The 15,862-nt window shown below is 47.7% G+C and carries 9 protein-coding genes; 1 reads left to right on the top strand and 8 read right to left on the bottom strand.

The window, feature by feature from the left end:
- Positions 1–76: 76 nt before the first annotated feature.
- The 7 genes from V6C93_RS02345 to V6C93_RS02375 all read right to left on the bottom strand — a co-directional run bounded on the left by V6C93_RS02345 (position 77) and on the right by V6C93_RS02375 (position 14,162).
- The gene (locus V6C93_RS02345) at positions 77–5,938 is read right to left on the bottom strand and encodes a PAS domain S-box protein (RefSeq protein ID WP_333475034.1); all 5,862 of its coding nucleotides are present in this window, start codon (positions 5,936–5,938) and stop codon (positions 77–79) included.
- A 153-nt stretch (positions 5,939–6,091) separates the two neighbouring features.
- Positions 6,092–6,505 (bottom strand): response regulator, encoded by a 414-nt coding sequence (locus V6C93_RS02350; RefSeq protein WP_333475035.1) that lies wholly within the window; start codon positions 6,503–6,505, stop codon positions 6,092–6,094.
- A 211-nt stretch (positions 6,506–6,716) separates the two neighbouring features.
- Positions 6,717–7,097, bottom strand: coding sequence for a response regulator (locus tag V6C93_RS02355; RefSeq protein ID WP_333475036.1), 381 nt, complete (start codon positions 7,095–7,097; stop codon positions 6,717–6,719).
- Positions 7,098–7,180: 83 nt separating this feature from the next.
- The gene (locus V6C93_RS02360) at positions 7,181–8,719 is read right to left on the bottom strand and encodes an ATP-binding protein (protein WP_333475037.1); all 1,539 of its coding nucleotides are present in this window, start codon (positions 8,717–8,719) and stop codon (positions 7,181–7,183) included.
- A gap of 92 nt (positions 8,720–8,811) precedes the next feature.
- Positions 8,812–10,701 (bottom strand): response regulator, encoded by a 1,890-nt coding sequence (locus tag V6C93_RS02365; RefSeq protein ID WP_333475038.1) that lies wholly within the window; start codon positions 10,699–10,701, stop codon positions 8,812–8,814.
- A 494-nt stretch (positions 10,702–11,195) separates the two neighbouring features.
- Complete coding sequence (locus V6C93_RS02370; RefSeq protein WP_333475039.1) at positions 11,196–12,224, bottom strand: SGNH/GDSL hydrolase family protein; 1,029 nt, start codon at positions 12,222–12,224, stop codon at positions 11,196–11,198.
- Positions 12,225–12,716: 492 nt separating this feature from the next.
- On the bottom strand, positions 12,717–14,162 hold the full coding sequence (locus V6C93_RS02375) for an S-layer homology domain-containing protein (RefSeq protein ID WP_349262597.1): 1,446 nt from the start codon (positions 14,160–14,162) through the stop codon (positions 12,717–12,719).
- 217 nt (positions 14,163–14,379) lie between these two features.
- On the opposite strand from V6C93_RS02375, the gene lepB reads away from it, so the two are divergent.
- A complete protein-coding gene (gene lepB / locus V6C93_RS02380; protein WP_333475041.1) occupies positions 14,380–15,039 on the top strand; it encodes a signal peptidase I in 660 nt (219 codons plus the stop codon).
- Between the two features lie 100 nt (positions 15,040–15,139).
- On the opposite strand, the gene V6C93_RS02385 is transcribed toward lepB, so the two are convergent.
- Positions 15,140–15,352 (bottom strand): hypothetical protein, encoded by a 213-nt coding sequence (locus tag V6C93_RS02385; RefSeq protein ID WP_333475042.1) that lies wholly within the window; start codon positions 15,350–15,352, stop codon positions 15,140–15,142.
- Positions 15,353–15,862: the final 510 nt, after the last annotated feature.

Consider the following 15,862-nt stretch of genomic DNA (forward strand, 5'->3'; position numbering starts at 1 on the left):
TCGCCCATCACAAAGATGATCATTTCGGTGAGGTAGGTGTCTCGCTTGCTCTTGCATTACTGGCGGTAGTTCATCCTTAGATATTTGTCGGATTGGAATTGCTTTGTGCTAGTTGCAGAATTGCTTCAAACTGAAAATCATGGGCAAGACGACTTAAGCCAGCAATCAGGGATGAATGTTCTGATGGGATTTGTTCAATGAGATGGAAGATTTCTTCGTCATCGCACAGTTGGGCGGCTTGATAGAGCTGGTCAATCCATGCTGTTGGCATCACAGACAGACCTTCAGCTGTCAGTACCTGCGGTTCAGCCTGCTCGCCATTGTGATGGCTAGTTGCTAAGGGCAGGTTGTTTTGGGCATACAGATAGCGCAATCCCAGATACTCTGCCATCTTGGCAAATAAGGTCTCTTCTTGGAAGGGCTTGCTGACGAAGTCGTTACAACCAGCCGCAAGAGCCAGAGTGCGATCGCTTCTGGAGGCATGAGCCGTGAGTGCGATAATTACAGGGGTCTGACCTTCGACATTGGAGCGGATTTGCTGGGTGGCTTCGTAGCCATCCATCACAGGCATTGCTATATCCATCCAGATCAGATGGGGTTGCCACTGCTGCCACAAGGCAACGGCTTCCTCCCCGTTTTTAGCTTCCTGTACCTCCAGACCCAACTGAACCAAAAGCTTCACCAAGAGTTGGCGGTTTTCCGGCTGGTCATCGACGACTAGGATGCGGTAGGACGGCTGATCGGGTGCCAAGCCAATCACCTCGCGCTGGATTTGGGCTGGTTGCACATCGGAACCTAACGCAAGGGAGACTGGAATCTCAAACCTAAACGTGCTGCCCTGACCGAGAGTGCTGCTGGCAGTAATATCCCCCCCCATTAAGCGCACGAACTTACGGCTAATGGTCAGTCCTAAGCCAGTGCCTTCTGGGGAAGTTTTTCCAACTTGGGTTTGGACAAAGGCATCGAAGATGGTGTCCACTTCAGTCGGGGCGATGCCAACACCAGTGTCAGAGACCTCAAATAGGAGATGGGAAAATGGGGTGAGTGGGTTGGATGGCTTCTTCCGGCTAAGGCGCGACGCAACGCTCAACGTCACGCTTCCTTTCTGAGTAAACTTAATGGCATTTCCTAGCAGATTGATCAGAATCTGGCGTAGTTTGTTGGGGTCTGCGGTTACGAATTGAGGTACCTCTGGAGCAATTTCTAAGTTGAGCTGCAACCCTTTGGCTTTAGATTTTTGGCGGAACATGTCCTGAAGCGATCGCAGTTGGGCAATCAAGTCAAAACTGCTCTCATCCAGAGTGATGCATCCCGCTTCGATTTTAGATAAATCCAGAATATCGTTAATCAGTGATAGTAAATGATTGCCACTGCGACTGATAATGTCTACGTTTTCTCGCTGCTCTAGGGTCAGCGAAGAATCACGACTCATCACTTGGGTAAAGCCGAGAATGATGTTGAGGGGAGTACGCAGTTCGTGGCTCATATTGGCGAGGAAAATACTTTTGGCCTGGTTAGCGACTTCTGCGGCTTCTTTTGCCTTTTGCAGTTCTATCTCGACTTGTTTGAGGTCAGTTAAGTTACGAATACTGACAACTATGCCAGAGATGGTATTGTTGACCTCAAAATAAGGAGCATAAGTAATGCCGATAAACTGTCGTCCTATTTTTGGGTACTCAAACCACATTTGGTAATTTACAACTTCTCCTGCCAGACATGGCTCTAAACGAGGTTTCAATAATGTTTCAAATCGCTCAGCACCCAAAACCTCGCCAACAGTATGTCCAAGAATCTCTTCTGATTGTTTTCCATGCAGAGTTAGGTAGGCTTGATTCACCAATTGATAGGTGTAGTTGCAATCCAGCAAGCACATACTATCCGTAGTAGCGGAAACAACCCGTTCATACCTACGCAAGGCTTCCTCTGCAAGTTTTCGATCGCTAATATCTAATGCTGTGCCAAACAGGCGAACCACTCGCCCTTGCGGATCGCGAACCACTTCTCCTCGTGCTTCCAAGTATCGGATTGAGCCATCCGTTCGCCAAATCCGAACGTCAGTTTCGTAGGGAGTCCCATTGGTGATGGCTCGGTCGAAGTATTGCTCAAGGCAAGGGCGATCATCTGGGTGAATATACTGAAAATGCTCGGCATAGGACGGTTCTGATGTATTGGGATCAAAGCCGAAGATGTGGAAGAGTTCTTCAGACCAAGTCAGCTTTTTTGTCCCGACATCGAGTTCCCAACTGCCAACATGAGCCACTCGCTGCGCCTGAATCAAAGCCGCCTCACTTTTACGGAGTTGTTCTTCAGCAAGTTTTCGATCGCTAATGTCTGTTAAAGTGCCCACATATCCAATGACCGAGCCTGTGTTTTCCTGTTCTATATCGGCTTGGGATAAGACCCAGGTTACCTTCCCTGAGGGATGTACAAGACGGTATTCTCCTTGCCAAGGACGCTGATGAGTTACAGCATCTTGCCATACTTGGAAAATGCGTTCTCGATCCTCTGGATGGATATAATAACTCCATCGCAATCCCAGTACGTCTTCTAAGGAAACACCAACGAGTTGACAAGCGCGTTCATTCGCATAAATCGTTTGTCCAGACGCATCAGAGCGATAAATGCCTACCGGGGAAATTTCAGCCAAGATGCGGAATAGCCTCTCGCTTTGTGCTAAAGCCTCTTGTGTCGCTTTGCGATCACTGATATCGGTAATTCGTACCAACCTCATCTGTTTACCTGCCACCGCAATTCGTTTGGTGGCTAAGTTTCCCCAGAAGGTCTTTCCTCGTTTCGTGACGTACTCGATTTCTCGACTCCAAAAGCCTTGCATCTCGATTTCCTGAACAATCGCCGCTAGCTCTTCGGGGGTAAATTGACGCTTTTGCAGAATATTCCCCTCAATGCCAATCAAACCATCTTGACTAGATGCTTCAAACAGTTCAACCGCTCGGCGGTTGCAATCAAGGGTGATACGTGTTTCGGCATCTACCAGAAAGATGGCATCGGTAGACTCGTTGAAGATGGCTTCTCTAAGATCGCGACTTTGAATCAGTTCTAACTCTGCCTGTTTGCGATCGCTGATATCCCGTCCTTCAGGAATCAGCAGCTTCACCTGCCCCGATTCATCAAATATGGGACGCAGCGAGAAATCAATCGTGGCAACCTGATCGCCCGCACCCAAAACATCCACCTCATAACGCACAAACTCCCCTTCGGCAGCATGAGCGATCGCAGCTTTTAATTGCTCCTGAGCTTCGGTAGAAATTGTCCACCATCGAGCTTCCCAAAATGGCCTGTTAATCACTTGGGAGCGAGTAATACCAGCAAAATCCAGTGCTGTCTGGTTGGCTTCTAGGAGGATGCCATTGGGCTGAAGGAGTCCCACAAACTGAAAGGTTTGGTTAAAAATGGCACGAAATCGTTCTTCACTTTCACTCAGTGCTGTCTCTGCCTGTTTGCGATCGCTGATATCTCGTCCTACTGATTGCAACTCTACTAAGCATCCCTGCTCATCAAATATTGCCCGGTTAATCCATTGTGTCCAACGAACCTGCCCTTGAACAATTACTCGATTTTCAATCGTTACTACCGGATTTTCTGAGCTGATAGAGTTAAGCAGTTGAGCCACATATTCGCGATCTTCTTCAAAAACAACAGGTTCGTAGCGGTTGCCGATGAGTTCCTCTCGCTTCAGGTCAAAATAACGACAGAAGGCTTCGTTGACGAACGTAAAGGTGCCGTCGGGTAGTAAGCGAGTAATCAGTTCTGTCTGATCTTCAAGAATGGCAAGATAACGTGCCTCGCTCCGCTGCAACGCTTCTTCTATCTGTTTGCGCTCGGTAATGTCTTCTGCCACTCCGATAAAGCGCAGGGGTTGTCCTGTCTCGTCACGCACTACGGAGATATAAGCAACAATCCATCGCTCTTGACCGTCAGGTCGAATAATCCGATATTCCCGCTTGACCGGATTACCGCGAAACTGTTCTGTGAGGGACTTGTGAACCAAGTGGCGATCATCTGGATGCAATGCCTCCAACCACGATTGCGGGTCTTGGTACAGGCTTGGACAGGTACGTCCCCAAATCTTTTCATACGCTGGACTAACGTACAGAAACTGACCTGAACTGGCAGATCGCACAAAAAAGACTTGACTGATCGTTTCGGCAATTTCCCGAAAGTGGTCTTCACTTTCTTGTAGAGCCTGTTCTACCTGTTTGTGTTCCGTGATGTCACGCTTAATGGCAGCCGCCCCTACAATCGTACCAGCCTTATCTTTGATGGGAGAAACCGTGGTGCAGATATTAATTTGCTGACCGTCTTTGCGCACACGTACCGTTTCGTATTGCTTGATGCTCTCTCCCTGCCGGATTTTTTGTAAGATATGCACCTCTTCATCTCGGCGATTGCATGGGATCAGAATGAAAATCGGACGACCTATGATTTCTTCAGCCCTGTAGCCGAATATTCTTTGTGCACCTGTATTCCAACTGAGAATAATTCCATCCAAAGACTTACTGATGATTGCATCATCCGAGGATTCCACAATTACCGCTAATTTGCTCAATTCCTCCTCTGCCTGCTTGTGTTCCGTGATATCGCGCAAAAAAGCGGTGAATACGATTTCGTCACCCATGTGCAGCTTAGAAATGGAGGCTTCAGCGGGAAACTCGCTCCCATCTTTACGGCGACCAAAAATCTCTCTACGCTCTCCCATGCGCCGTGATTTGTTAGCCGACTCACTGAATTGACTGATGTGTTGGCGGTGGGCGGCTACAAACCGATTGGGCAAGAGCAAATCCAGGGGTTGACCGAGTACCTCACTCGCTGTGTAGCCAAAGACCTGTTCAGCTCCCTGATTAAACAGAGTAATGCATTGGTGGGCATCGACCGAAATAATCGCATCACTAGCAATTTCCAAAATTCCGGCAAAGCGAGCCTGAGAAACTTGTAAGGCTTCCTCTACTTGCGATCGTGTACGGAGTTCCTGCTCTAACAGAATATTTGCCTGTTGGAAGGATAGTTCTGTCTGGTTACGCTGGGAGTCAAGTCGGTCGAAGATGTGGGCATTCCAACCCACCAACCCTGAGAACAGGAGGATATCGGATGTACTCGCTAAAGCTGTTTTTACCTGTTCGCTGTAGAGATGCCAGTGATAACCCATCTCACATAACCCTCCTACTACAGGCGGCAGGGAAATTGCCCAGGGTAGCAGTCGTCGCGCCATTAGGCTGCCTGCGCTGTCGCTACTCACCAGTGCCATGATTCCCCGATCAGGACGGGCACAGAGAATTCCACTACTTAGCAGCAAAAAGGCGATCGCTGTATGAACAGCCATCCCGGTATAGGAACCAGCCGTATAAAAGTAGACACTGCCGTAGACATATCGAAATACCCCAATGAAACCAATGAGCCCTGCTCCAATTGCCATACTTTGTGCTACAAGATAGCTCGCATGACTCCTACTTAATAGCAGTAGAGCTAACCCCTCCAAAAAAAAAGCCAGCGCTGTGTTAGGAGCCATTCGTCCCGGCACTGCTGTACTCCCAATCGGTTCTGGTTGTTGAATCAGTAGTTCATCAATTCCCAGATTGATATTAGAAGCGTACTGAATCAGGGTTAATAAGGAGATGAGGACAATTAAAAAGGCAAAAGTGAAACTTAGGAATTGAATTTTGCTCTTTCCTTTTTCCTTCTTTCTTATGAATGCCCAATGCCACAGCCATAATGATAATCCGCCGAGCAGCAAACAAAGGGCTGTGTTGACCTTCATCGTAGGCAGTTGAGGCAGGATGCTTTTGAGTACTGCAATATCCAATACCCAACTCCAAATAACAACAAAACCAACCAGAGCGACTGCAAGGCTGAGTTTTTTAGATAAAAATTGGAGCTGGGTAGTTCCAGGAGAGTAATTTGGGTTTTCTGACCGTTCTGACATATTCAGTCGGTTCAAACCTCCATCAAATTTAAACTTTCGCTAACAAAGGTATTTAATACTACTATTTAACAGTGTAAGATTAGCCTCGAAAAATAAGGAACTTATAAAGATGAAATCAGTCTTGGAAAAACTTAACAGTTCAAGAGCTTTCTATTAGTTTGTTTCTTCTAGAGACCAACCGAGAGCCTTGGCTATCTCGTTAGTGAGTGAGATGGGGTTGAAAGGCTTAGTGATCGCTCCGACTACACCAAAGGATTGGAGCTGCTTCAGCGTGAACCAACGCCCTCTCGGCGTCAACAACACAATGGGAATAGAGTGTGTAGTCGGATTGGCTTTTAGCTGCTCAAGAAACGCCAAGCCTTCCATGCCTGGTATAGAAATATCTACAACAATGGCATCCGGTTTCACGGCGACTAACCGATTCCAGTCTTCCCCAACCGAGGCCGCTGACAGTACATCCCAACCTCCCAGATCTTTTAAACAGGCTTCTACCACTTCCCGGACATTGGCTTCGTTATCAACCAACAAAACCAGTTTAGTGGTCATTGCTACTTGAAGCGTATTCATCTCACTTAGCTCCCTTTCACTGGCTTTTGCACAGATATCAATAGGCTCAAGTCATAAGATATTGAGTCTGTAATTATTAATAAACTCTCAGGCCGCCTAAGCCATTCCGTTAGGAATGACGCTAAGGCGGCTTTAGCCTTGATAGTATAGGGAGAAAATAAGGAAGTTATAAAGATGTCAAAATTTGACACAATAAATGAGGCGTAGATGCCTAAAGGCTCCAGCCTAAAATTTCAGCTAGCTGCGGGCAAAGGGTCACAGGGTTAAAAGGCTTAGGAATGACCCCAGCTACGCCCATCTGAGTAAATCGGGCACGATCATCCGGTAGTACTTTGGCAGTGAGTAAGATAACCGGAATGGATTGGGTCACAGGATTGTCCTGAAGCATTTGAAAGCAAGCAATACCGTTCATGTCGGGCATGGATACATCCAGAAGGATGGCATCGAAGAGTCCAGCATTTGCCTTGAGCAACCCTTCAGTACCCGATCTGGCTGTCATTGCTTCCCAGCCTCCTAAATCTTCTAGGCAAGCTTGAACCAGTTCACGGATACTCTCTTCATCATCAATAACAAGAATTCGTTTAGCTGTCATCAGAAGTTTGAAATTGAATTGATCCAGTTAGTTGGTGTAGGCACTCTAGTTCCCCGAAATCTAGGTCGGGTGTTCTGCCGGGACTATGAAGTCTGGGGCACTGGCAATGTGAAGTAAAAAGTACTGCCTTCACCGAGAGTGCTTTCAGCCCAGAGTTGCCCCCCGTGCTGCTGTACGATACTGCGACAGATGGCCAGACCTAATCCGGTACCTCCTTTGTGGCGTGAATCTGAAGCATCAACTTGCTGGAAGCGCCCAAAGATGGTCTCTAGTTTATCAGCTGGAATACCCCGTCCCTGGTCGTTGACCTGAAACAGGATGTGATCACAGTGGGGTTGAGCTGTTACGGTGATAGTGGAATTAGGGGGAGAGAACTTGAGCGCGTTACTCAATAGATTCGTGAGGGTCTGAATAATCGCGTCAGGTGCAGCCCAAATTTGAGCCGATACAGGAACAAGTCTGAGGGTAATGGGTGCCTGATCTGCGATCGCCTGTACTGTCTGCACAGCCTGCTGCATTAACTCAGCGGTATCACAGACTTTCTTCTCCAGAGCCACTTTACCTGAATCCAGACGTTCCAAGTCAAGGATGTCATTCACCAAACGGACTAAGCGTTCGCTATCTGTCAAGGCAATTTCCAGCATACGTCGCGCCTTCTCCGGTTTGCTGTCATAAATTCCGGTTGCCAGTAAACCCAAAGAACCCCGAATGGCTGTGAGTGGGGTTCGTAGTTCATGGCTAACAATCGAGATAAACTCATTCTTGATCTGGTCAATTGCTCGCCGTTCTGTAATGTCCTGGACTTGAGCCACGTAGTATAAGGGTTTCCCTTGGGTATCTCTAACTAATGAAATACTCAAAAACACCCAGATAATACGCCCTAGTTTGCAGCAGTAGCGCAACTCCGTTTGGCAACGCTGGGTTTCGTTCCCTAGGAGCTGCTGTAGGCAGTTTTGATGCTGATCGATATCATCTGGATAAATCAAGTCACTAGACGAGGTGGTTAGCAATTCCGACTCGGAGTAGCCAAGCATGTCGCACAGTGCGCAGTTGACTTTCAACCAGTGCAGGTCTAATCCGATTAATAGCATTCCCGTTGAAGCATAGTCGAAGGCGCTGCGGAAACGCTCTTCACTCTCCCGTAGTGCCTCTCCAGCTTGACGGAGAGCCGCTTCTGAGCGTTGACGTTCCTGCATTTCCCGCTGGAGTTGGTGGTTCTGCTCAATGAGTTGCTGTTGTTGCTGTCGTATGGTGAGTTGATGCCTGACTCGCAGCAACACTTCCTCAGCTTGGAAGGGTTTGGTGATGTAGTCAGCTCCCCCAACATCAAAGGCTTTCGCCTTGTCAGCCACCTCGTCTAGGGCACTCAAGAAGATAACTGGAATCTCGTGTGTTTCTACTGCTACCTTGAGAGCTGAGCAGACTTCATAGCCATTCATTTGTGGCATTCGGATGTCGAGCAAGATCAGGTCAGGGGGTTGGGAGCGAACTGTCTCTAAAGCCATCTCCCCACTGACGGCTTTTCTCACCTTATAGCCTTGTCCGCTCAGGATGGCAGCGAGAGTACGGATATTATCGGGTTGGTCATCGACTATGAGAATATTGCTGTTGGTGTCCGTCACGATGTTTTCTCGATCGCCCTAATTTCAGCTGAAGTACGAAGTATTGAGTCCGGCACCAATAGCTACACCCAACGAACTTCATCCTTGAGCCTTTATAGTCGCTTCCCCATTTTCTGTTGAATATCGTCTAGCTGCTGTCGGAAACGGACTCGCTCAAGACGGCTAATCACTCGCGTAACTAACTCCGGCCCCACAACTGGCTTACCAATAAAGTCATCGGCTCCTGCCGCAAACACTTGTTGCAGTGACTCCGCATCTGTGTGAGCGGTCACCACTAGTATAGGCAAGTCTCCCCACTGCGGGTCTAGTCGCACCACTTGACACAGGTCAATCCCACTAAAGGTAGGCATTTCTAAGTCCAATATCAGCAGATTGGGCTCTGTGGCGGTCAGCACGTCCCAGAACTGCTGAGGATTTTCTAGACTGGTGACTTGGAATCCCCAAGGTTGCAGTAGACTGCTCAGGGTGGTTAGGGCTACTGGATCGTCATCCACTACCATAACCTTGGCGTGTGCTGTCTGAGTTGGCGAGAGGACTTGAGCGATCGCCCTAAAAACTTGCTTAGGTTCTACAGGTTTGTGTAAGAATCCACGTCCCCCCAAGCGGGACACTGCCACCCGCTCCGCCAGATTGTCTCGCCCGGTAAAGACTAGAACAGGGAGTGTAGGGAATTGCTCTGTCAGTTCTCGCAACAGCGTCAGTCCATCCTGCGATCGCTTAGAAAATGTTAGGTCTAGCACAACTACATCAGGAGGGGTTTGGGCAATCGCTTGTTTGGCGGTCGTCAAATTAGTGGCGATCGCCATTTCCACTCCGCAAGCAACGGCTTCTGCTTTTAACCGCTCCGCTAGGGCGATATCATCATCAATGAGCAGCGCTCGGATGATTTTTTGAGCCACAGGGATGAGTTGGGCGGTGGGAGCAACAGGAGGCTTGGTCAATTCTTGCCCCAGGGCACTCACGAGTTGCTTGAATTGTGATGCCTCTTCCTCCCCTAAAGTATTCTTACCCATCAGTAGGTGTTCAATCTGCCGTGCTAGCTTTGAGCCTTCTGGGTAGCCAAAGGTTCCCAGTGAGCCGGCCAGTTTGTGAGCATCCTGTCTGGCAGTTTGTCGCAGGTCATCACTCAAATCGCCTGATAGTAACTCACTCGTTGTTCGCTCTAGTCCAGCAACCCGCTGTGCAAAGGTAGGTCTGAATCGCTCCAACACCTTGTTGACTGAATCTAGTTCCTTCGATGGAGAATGGGTCTGTGATGCTTTAATGGATGCTGTCGTCGAATTAGCGAAAGTAGGTTGACTCGGTTTAGGCAGAGCTTTGAGTCGGTAGCCTAAGCCATAAACCGTCTCGATGATTTCTTCCGTGGCTCCAGAAGCCCTCAGTTTCTGCCGCAAATCCTTAATGTGTACCGTAACCGCATTTTCAGTGGGTGAGTCATCCAAAGACCAGAGGGAATCGATAATAGCACTCCGACTAAAGATTCGTTGCGGATTTCGCAGGAAAAGCTGTAGCAGGCTGTACTCTTTGGGAGTGAGGGAGAGTGGCTGCTCTCTAAAAGTGACCTCAACTAAAACCGGATTCACTCGCAGCTCTCCCCAAGTCAGCACTGAAGTGACAGGTGTATTTCCCCGACGCAGCAACGCACGAATCCGCGCCATTAACTCCTTATTGTTGTAGGGCTTGATCACATAGTCATCGGCTCCAGCATCTAAGCCTCTAACGATATCGGCGTTTGAGTCTTTTGCTGTTAGTAAGAGAATCGGTTTTTGATATCCCTGTAAACGGAGCTTGCGGCAGAGGCTGATGCCGTCGAGCTTGGGTATGAGAAAATCCAGAAGGATCAAGTCATAGTCAAAAGATGTGGCTAGTTCCAGGCCTATTTGACCATCGGTCGCTAGGTTAACTGTATAGTGATGCTCATTCAGCGCTCTCTCCAACGCCCAAGCTGTTGGCTCATCATCCTCTACGAGCAAAATTTTCATCGGAGTCGCTTCTTTACTGGGTATCCGCTATTTCATTGCTATATCTACAGTATGCATCCCACGACTTATGCAACGGCAAGCTGCGATCGCTTGAACGATCAAGTATGACCAAATAATTCGTAATTCGTAATTCGTAATTCGTAATTGAAGGTCACAAGCCCCTAAATTCATTTATGAGAAATAACAAGGGGTAGCTCCTTGTTCTAAGCCCCCGGCTTTATCGCCCTTCTCGATTGGATGCGGTACACTCTGACCTCTCTGGAAAACCTCTCTCCTTTTAGGAGAGAGGCTTTGATTCTTACTCCTGCAACCCTAGTAGGGAAGGGGTTGGGGGTTAGATTTTTCTGATGTACTTCACGCAACTGAGAACTGCTATATCCCCGCTAATGGAGAGTGAGAAGGGTAATAATTAAGAATTACGAATTATCAATTACGGATTCGGGTAACTTTACGAGGATAAATATCTTCTTTTAAAAGATATTTAAGGCTTTTTACTAACTCACCGTTTTAGATTTTTGCCTCAGCCTCCAACCCGTCGCTAAGGCACCGAAGGCTAATGTTCCCAAGATGGAAGCGGGTTCAGGTACAGATTCAGTTTGCAATTCTTTGAATGCTAATTCTGCAATTTGCTGATGACTTACAGTTGACGGATGAATATTGTCCCAGAATAAATACTGGCTTTGTACAGTTTGCCCACCACCCACACAGTTTGGGTTGTTAATACAAGCCTCGGTAACATTCGTGAGGTTGTAATTGGCTGGATTGGAGATAGCATCATTGAGTAGGGAATTCACATTGAGCAGTTTGATATTGAAGTTAGAACTAGGAGTTTGGCTGAACGTATTTACGGTTGCGGCTAGGCTGGTATTATGAAGGTTGGTCAATGCAGTGAGACTGCTGGAAATGGGTGTATTTCTTGTACTGGGTAGGTTTCCTAAATCTGGCAAGTTGACCACTAAGAAATTTTTCGCACCGAGGGCAGCAAGTGAGCTTAAGGCTGAAGATAAATTGCCGATAGTCGTGGTAGGTGTGGTAAAAGGCGTAAACGTAGTACTTTGGGTAGCCAAATAATCATTGGCACCTGCCCATAGCACATAGAGAGCGTCCGGGTTAGCCGATTGATTGGCTGGTATGAGGCTTGTAAATGCTCCAATTTGCTGCTGCAATCCCGGTAAATTCGGATTGAAGGTGTTAGCTGTGCCTGTGGTGGCTCCACCGAACGCGAAGTTTATACCTTGAGTTGGGATAGTTGTTGGCGTAAGAGCTGTGTAAGGAGTTGGGTTTAAGTTGAGCTCTTCGGCGAGATAGTCCACCCAGTTCGGGCCATTAGAAAAACGTCCATTAAAGTAAGGAAATGGAGGAAGTCCAGTTCCTGTGGCTTGAAGCGTAGCATTGAAAGCATTCCCTGTATCAGAGATGCTGTCACCAAAGACATACATTTGAGTAAAAGTCGTAGCCGCAGCCTTCAGCGGCAACAGGAAAGAAAAGAGTACAAATCCTGTAGTTGCAATTTGCTTTTTCATCGTAGTTTTCACTTCTGATAGTTTTTGCCTATGCTTCAAGCTAATCTTAGGGCAACAAATATTATTCTTTATAGGTTTTCCAGTTTGAAGATGCAAGCCCATTCCATTTTTGGGTAGGCTAAATATAGCTGTTGCCATAAACGTTAGGACAGATTTAATGGATGAAACGACCGAATACCAGTAATAAACCTTCTGCCCCTACCCTCTGCCTTTTGCCTTTTGCTATATATATAGGAATTCATAATTAATTTTGTTTAATAGCCTGTGAGGTAACGCCTAAACGTTGCAAAAGTATACCAAAATTAGGTAAAGCTTGAGAGCTTTAGTATCCAGCTTCAGGCGGTTGTTTGTCGATTACAGGACTTACGGAAAATTCGCTGTAATACCCTAGCAATGGCGTAGGGTGCGTTGCAACGCACCCTACAATTAGGGTAACTGCATAAGTCCTAGATTAGTTGAGCGAAGAGGATAGATTTAGCGATCGCAAGCAAGTTATTGACTATTAGTACTTGACGGTGTTTCTTCCGCTTTAGGTGATGGTGGACTGGGTTGATTCTTCAGAAGTAGCGCCTCTCTCGCAGATAACCCTTCCCCCTGAGATCCAAAATACCAAATGGCTGCCGCTGCCTCAGCACGAGTTACCGTTTTCTTGGGCTGGAACAGTGTTGTGTAACCAAATACTCGACGGATATTAGATTGTTCACCGTTCTGAAAATCTGCCACCACGGAGCGCCATACCTTCGGATCAATTTTTGTCACATCTTGAAAGCCCCAGGTTTGCTTGACCGTATCAAGGGAGGCTGTGGGCAAAGCCTGACGAGTGTCCAAGGGGACTTTCCATAAAATCAAAGTTTCTCGCGTTAGGGGAGCATCGGGACGAAACAACGCTGCTGTACTATCACCACTCAAAGGGCTAGGAATCAAACCTGCCTCCGCCAAGGCTTGAATACTGGGAAAATCGCGATCGCTGCGAGGTACGTCTTGGAACGCAGGTTGAGATGTGTCTGAGGCTAGACGAATCTGTTGTCCCGGACGATTGGCAAAAATCTGATTATTAGCAGCAACTAACCAACGTGCGAACTCACGGCGAGTAATGACTTTATTAGATGTAAATAGACTACCGCTCGCATTCGAGGTCTGTTTAGTAGCGGATTGATCAACGGTTAATACTCCCAAACTCGCCAAGTCTTGTATCTGCTGACGCAAGGTTTGAGGAAGTTTATCAAGGTCAATGAATTCCTGTGATGGCGAAGAGGAGACCTGTGTTGGTGCCTTGGTAACGTCTGGAGTTTTCGCTGACTCCGCTACCTCTGGCTTTTGCGGTGATGGGGAAGCCGCATTCGCACTCCCCTGAATGTACTTAATGTCAAATGCCGTTAAGCTACTGGTAGCCTTCGTTTTAGGCGAAGGCGTTGCTGAAGGAGCTGGTTGAGCTTTGTCTGGGGTGACATCAGAGGGAATCGTTACGGTTACTTCCAAATCGTTGTGACGCGCAACAAGCTTACCTCCTGATGTATCTGTTGGCTGAGAAACGATCTGCCATTTGTTGGATTCAAAGGCTTGCTGATAAAAGCTCTGAATCATATTGATCGGATCAGACGATGACCAACGAGTGAGCTGGCCTTGAGCCGCTGGAACGGTTAACGCCTCAACGTTCTGTAACTCAGCATTGGGATAACGAGGAATCTGTGTGGGGAAATCTTTGGGTAGTTGCGCTGAAGTTACGGACGGGCGATTGCCTACGGCAGGGTCTAAAGAGCGATCGCTCTGAGATGAACCCCCGAAAATAGTTGAGTTATCCTTCAGAGTCGGGTCTGCTTTCAAGGCGCTCTCCAGGGATTTGCCACTGGGAGTGTTGGCGCAAGAGGTCAACAAACTCAAAAGGCAAAGGGCGAAACTAGCAAGTAGGATAGGGCGTTGAAAAGACTGCACGGGTATTCGATACACAGCGTCACACCTCCTACGCTAACGCAAATCCAAAAGCTCATCTTGCTGAGTTCAGGCTGTTTTCTATCAAGACAAGTCTTGCTTCTACCCTCTTAGTAGATTGATGCCTAATCAGATTAAGCATAATATTGTGGCTGTTGGCTAAAACTGCCAAGGACTTTTAGGTGTTGCTGGGTTACAATCTCAGCGGTTTTTCGTTTCTACTTATATGGCTTCACAGGAAAAAAATTTGGCGGCGCATCAAAAGTCTCTCGGTTTGGCAAATTCAACGCCAGAGAGCATTAAAGCGGAAGAGTCAACTGTTGTCAAAGAACCGCAAAACCAGGAAGACCCAAGAGCGAAATTCTGGCGACAACTACGCGAAAATCTGCAAATCCTGGCGATCGCATTGGCCTTGGCAGTACTCATTCGTGCGTTTGTGGCAGAACCGCGTTATATTCCTTCGGAGTCAATGCTACCAACGTTAGAAGTTGGCGATCGCTTAGTTGTAGAAAAAATCTCCTATCATTTCCGATCTCCTGCGATCGGAGAAATCGTTGTCTTCGATCCACCCCAACAACTCCAGCTTCAGGGTTACCCTAAAGACCAAGCCTTCATCAAACGGGTAATGGGCACACCTGGGCAAATGATTCAAGTCAAAGATGGCCAGGTTTACCGCAATAATGTCCCACTCAAGGAAGACTACATTGCCGAACCGCCCGATTATCAAATGCCAGCCGTTCAGGTGCCTGAAGGCCATCTATTTGTCATGGGAGATAACCGGAATAACAGTAGAGACTCTCACGCTTGGGGCTTTTTGCCTCAACAAAACGTCATTGGTCATGCTTGTTTCCGCTTCTGGCCTCTCCAGCGAATAGGTCGTGTTTAACTTGACTTGTTACGGCAAAAGGCAGAAGGCACCGCAGATGAGAGTGAGGAGGGAGAGGGCAAAAGGTTTGTTACTACTGCTAGCGGGTTGTGTTTAGCCGTTAACTCTCCTCGTGGGAAGTCCCCATGTGCAGCGAAGCGGAACTTGGGGATGAAAGTGATAGCGAAGCGTTAGCGAGTCTTAGAGCGTCGGGCAGCCGATCAATCCACTCTTCGACAACTTGTGTCATGGTTTTCTCGTGAGTTTCTGCATAAGCCTTTAGCTTGGAGTATCTTCGCTCCGAAAGTCTGACACGAATCGATTTTTCTTTCAAAATGTATCACCAATGTGGATACATTTAGATTACCATGAAGTTGGTTGCTGACCCGCCTAGGCGTATGGAACAGACAGGCTGATTCCGAAGTAGAGTTACGACTCTTGCCGCAGAAACATCGCAGCTAGGGAAAGAACATGACCGCTGGTTCGTAAGGTTACGCCCTACGGTAAAAGATAAGCCAAGTTGTGTTGCACGCAAAGTTATCAACCCGTGGAAGACGGGTTGCTGCCTGGGTTCACCCTTTGAGGTGATAAAGGTCGAATAGGCCAGAGACGCTGTGTAAGACCATCATCGGATTTAGTTCCGAACTCGCAAGAGTACCTAGCGTGGCAACGGCGAATGAGACAGGAAGCCCCGCACGTAGCGAATGCGAAGTGCGTGGGTACTTCACATCTGTCCTATTATCACTTTTTCTGTATATTTCCTGCGCCTGAATTCCTCCGTGGAGATGGTGAGTTTCGGATCGCTCCAGCACGACAATCTCGCAGCCAATTGCTGACGGCTTGA

The organism is Allocoleopsis sp., assembly GCF_036703385.1.
Classification (GTDB): Bacteria; Cyanobacteriota; Cyanobacteriia; order Cyanobacteriales; family Coleofasciculaceae; genus Allocoleopsis.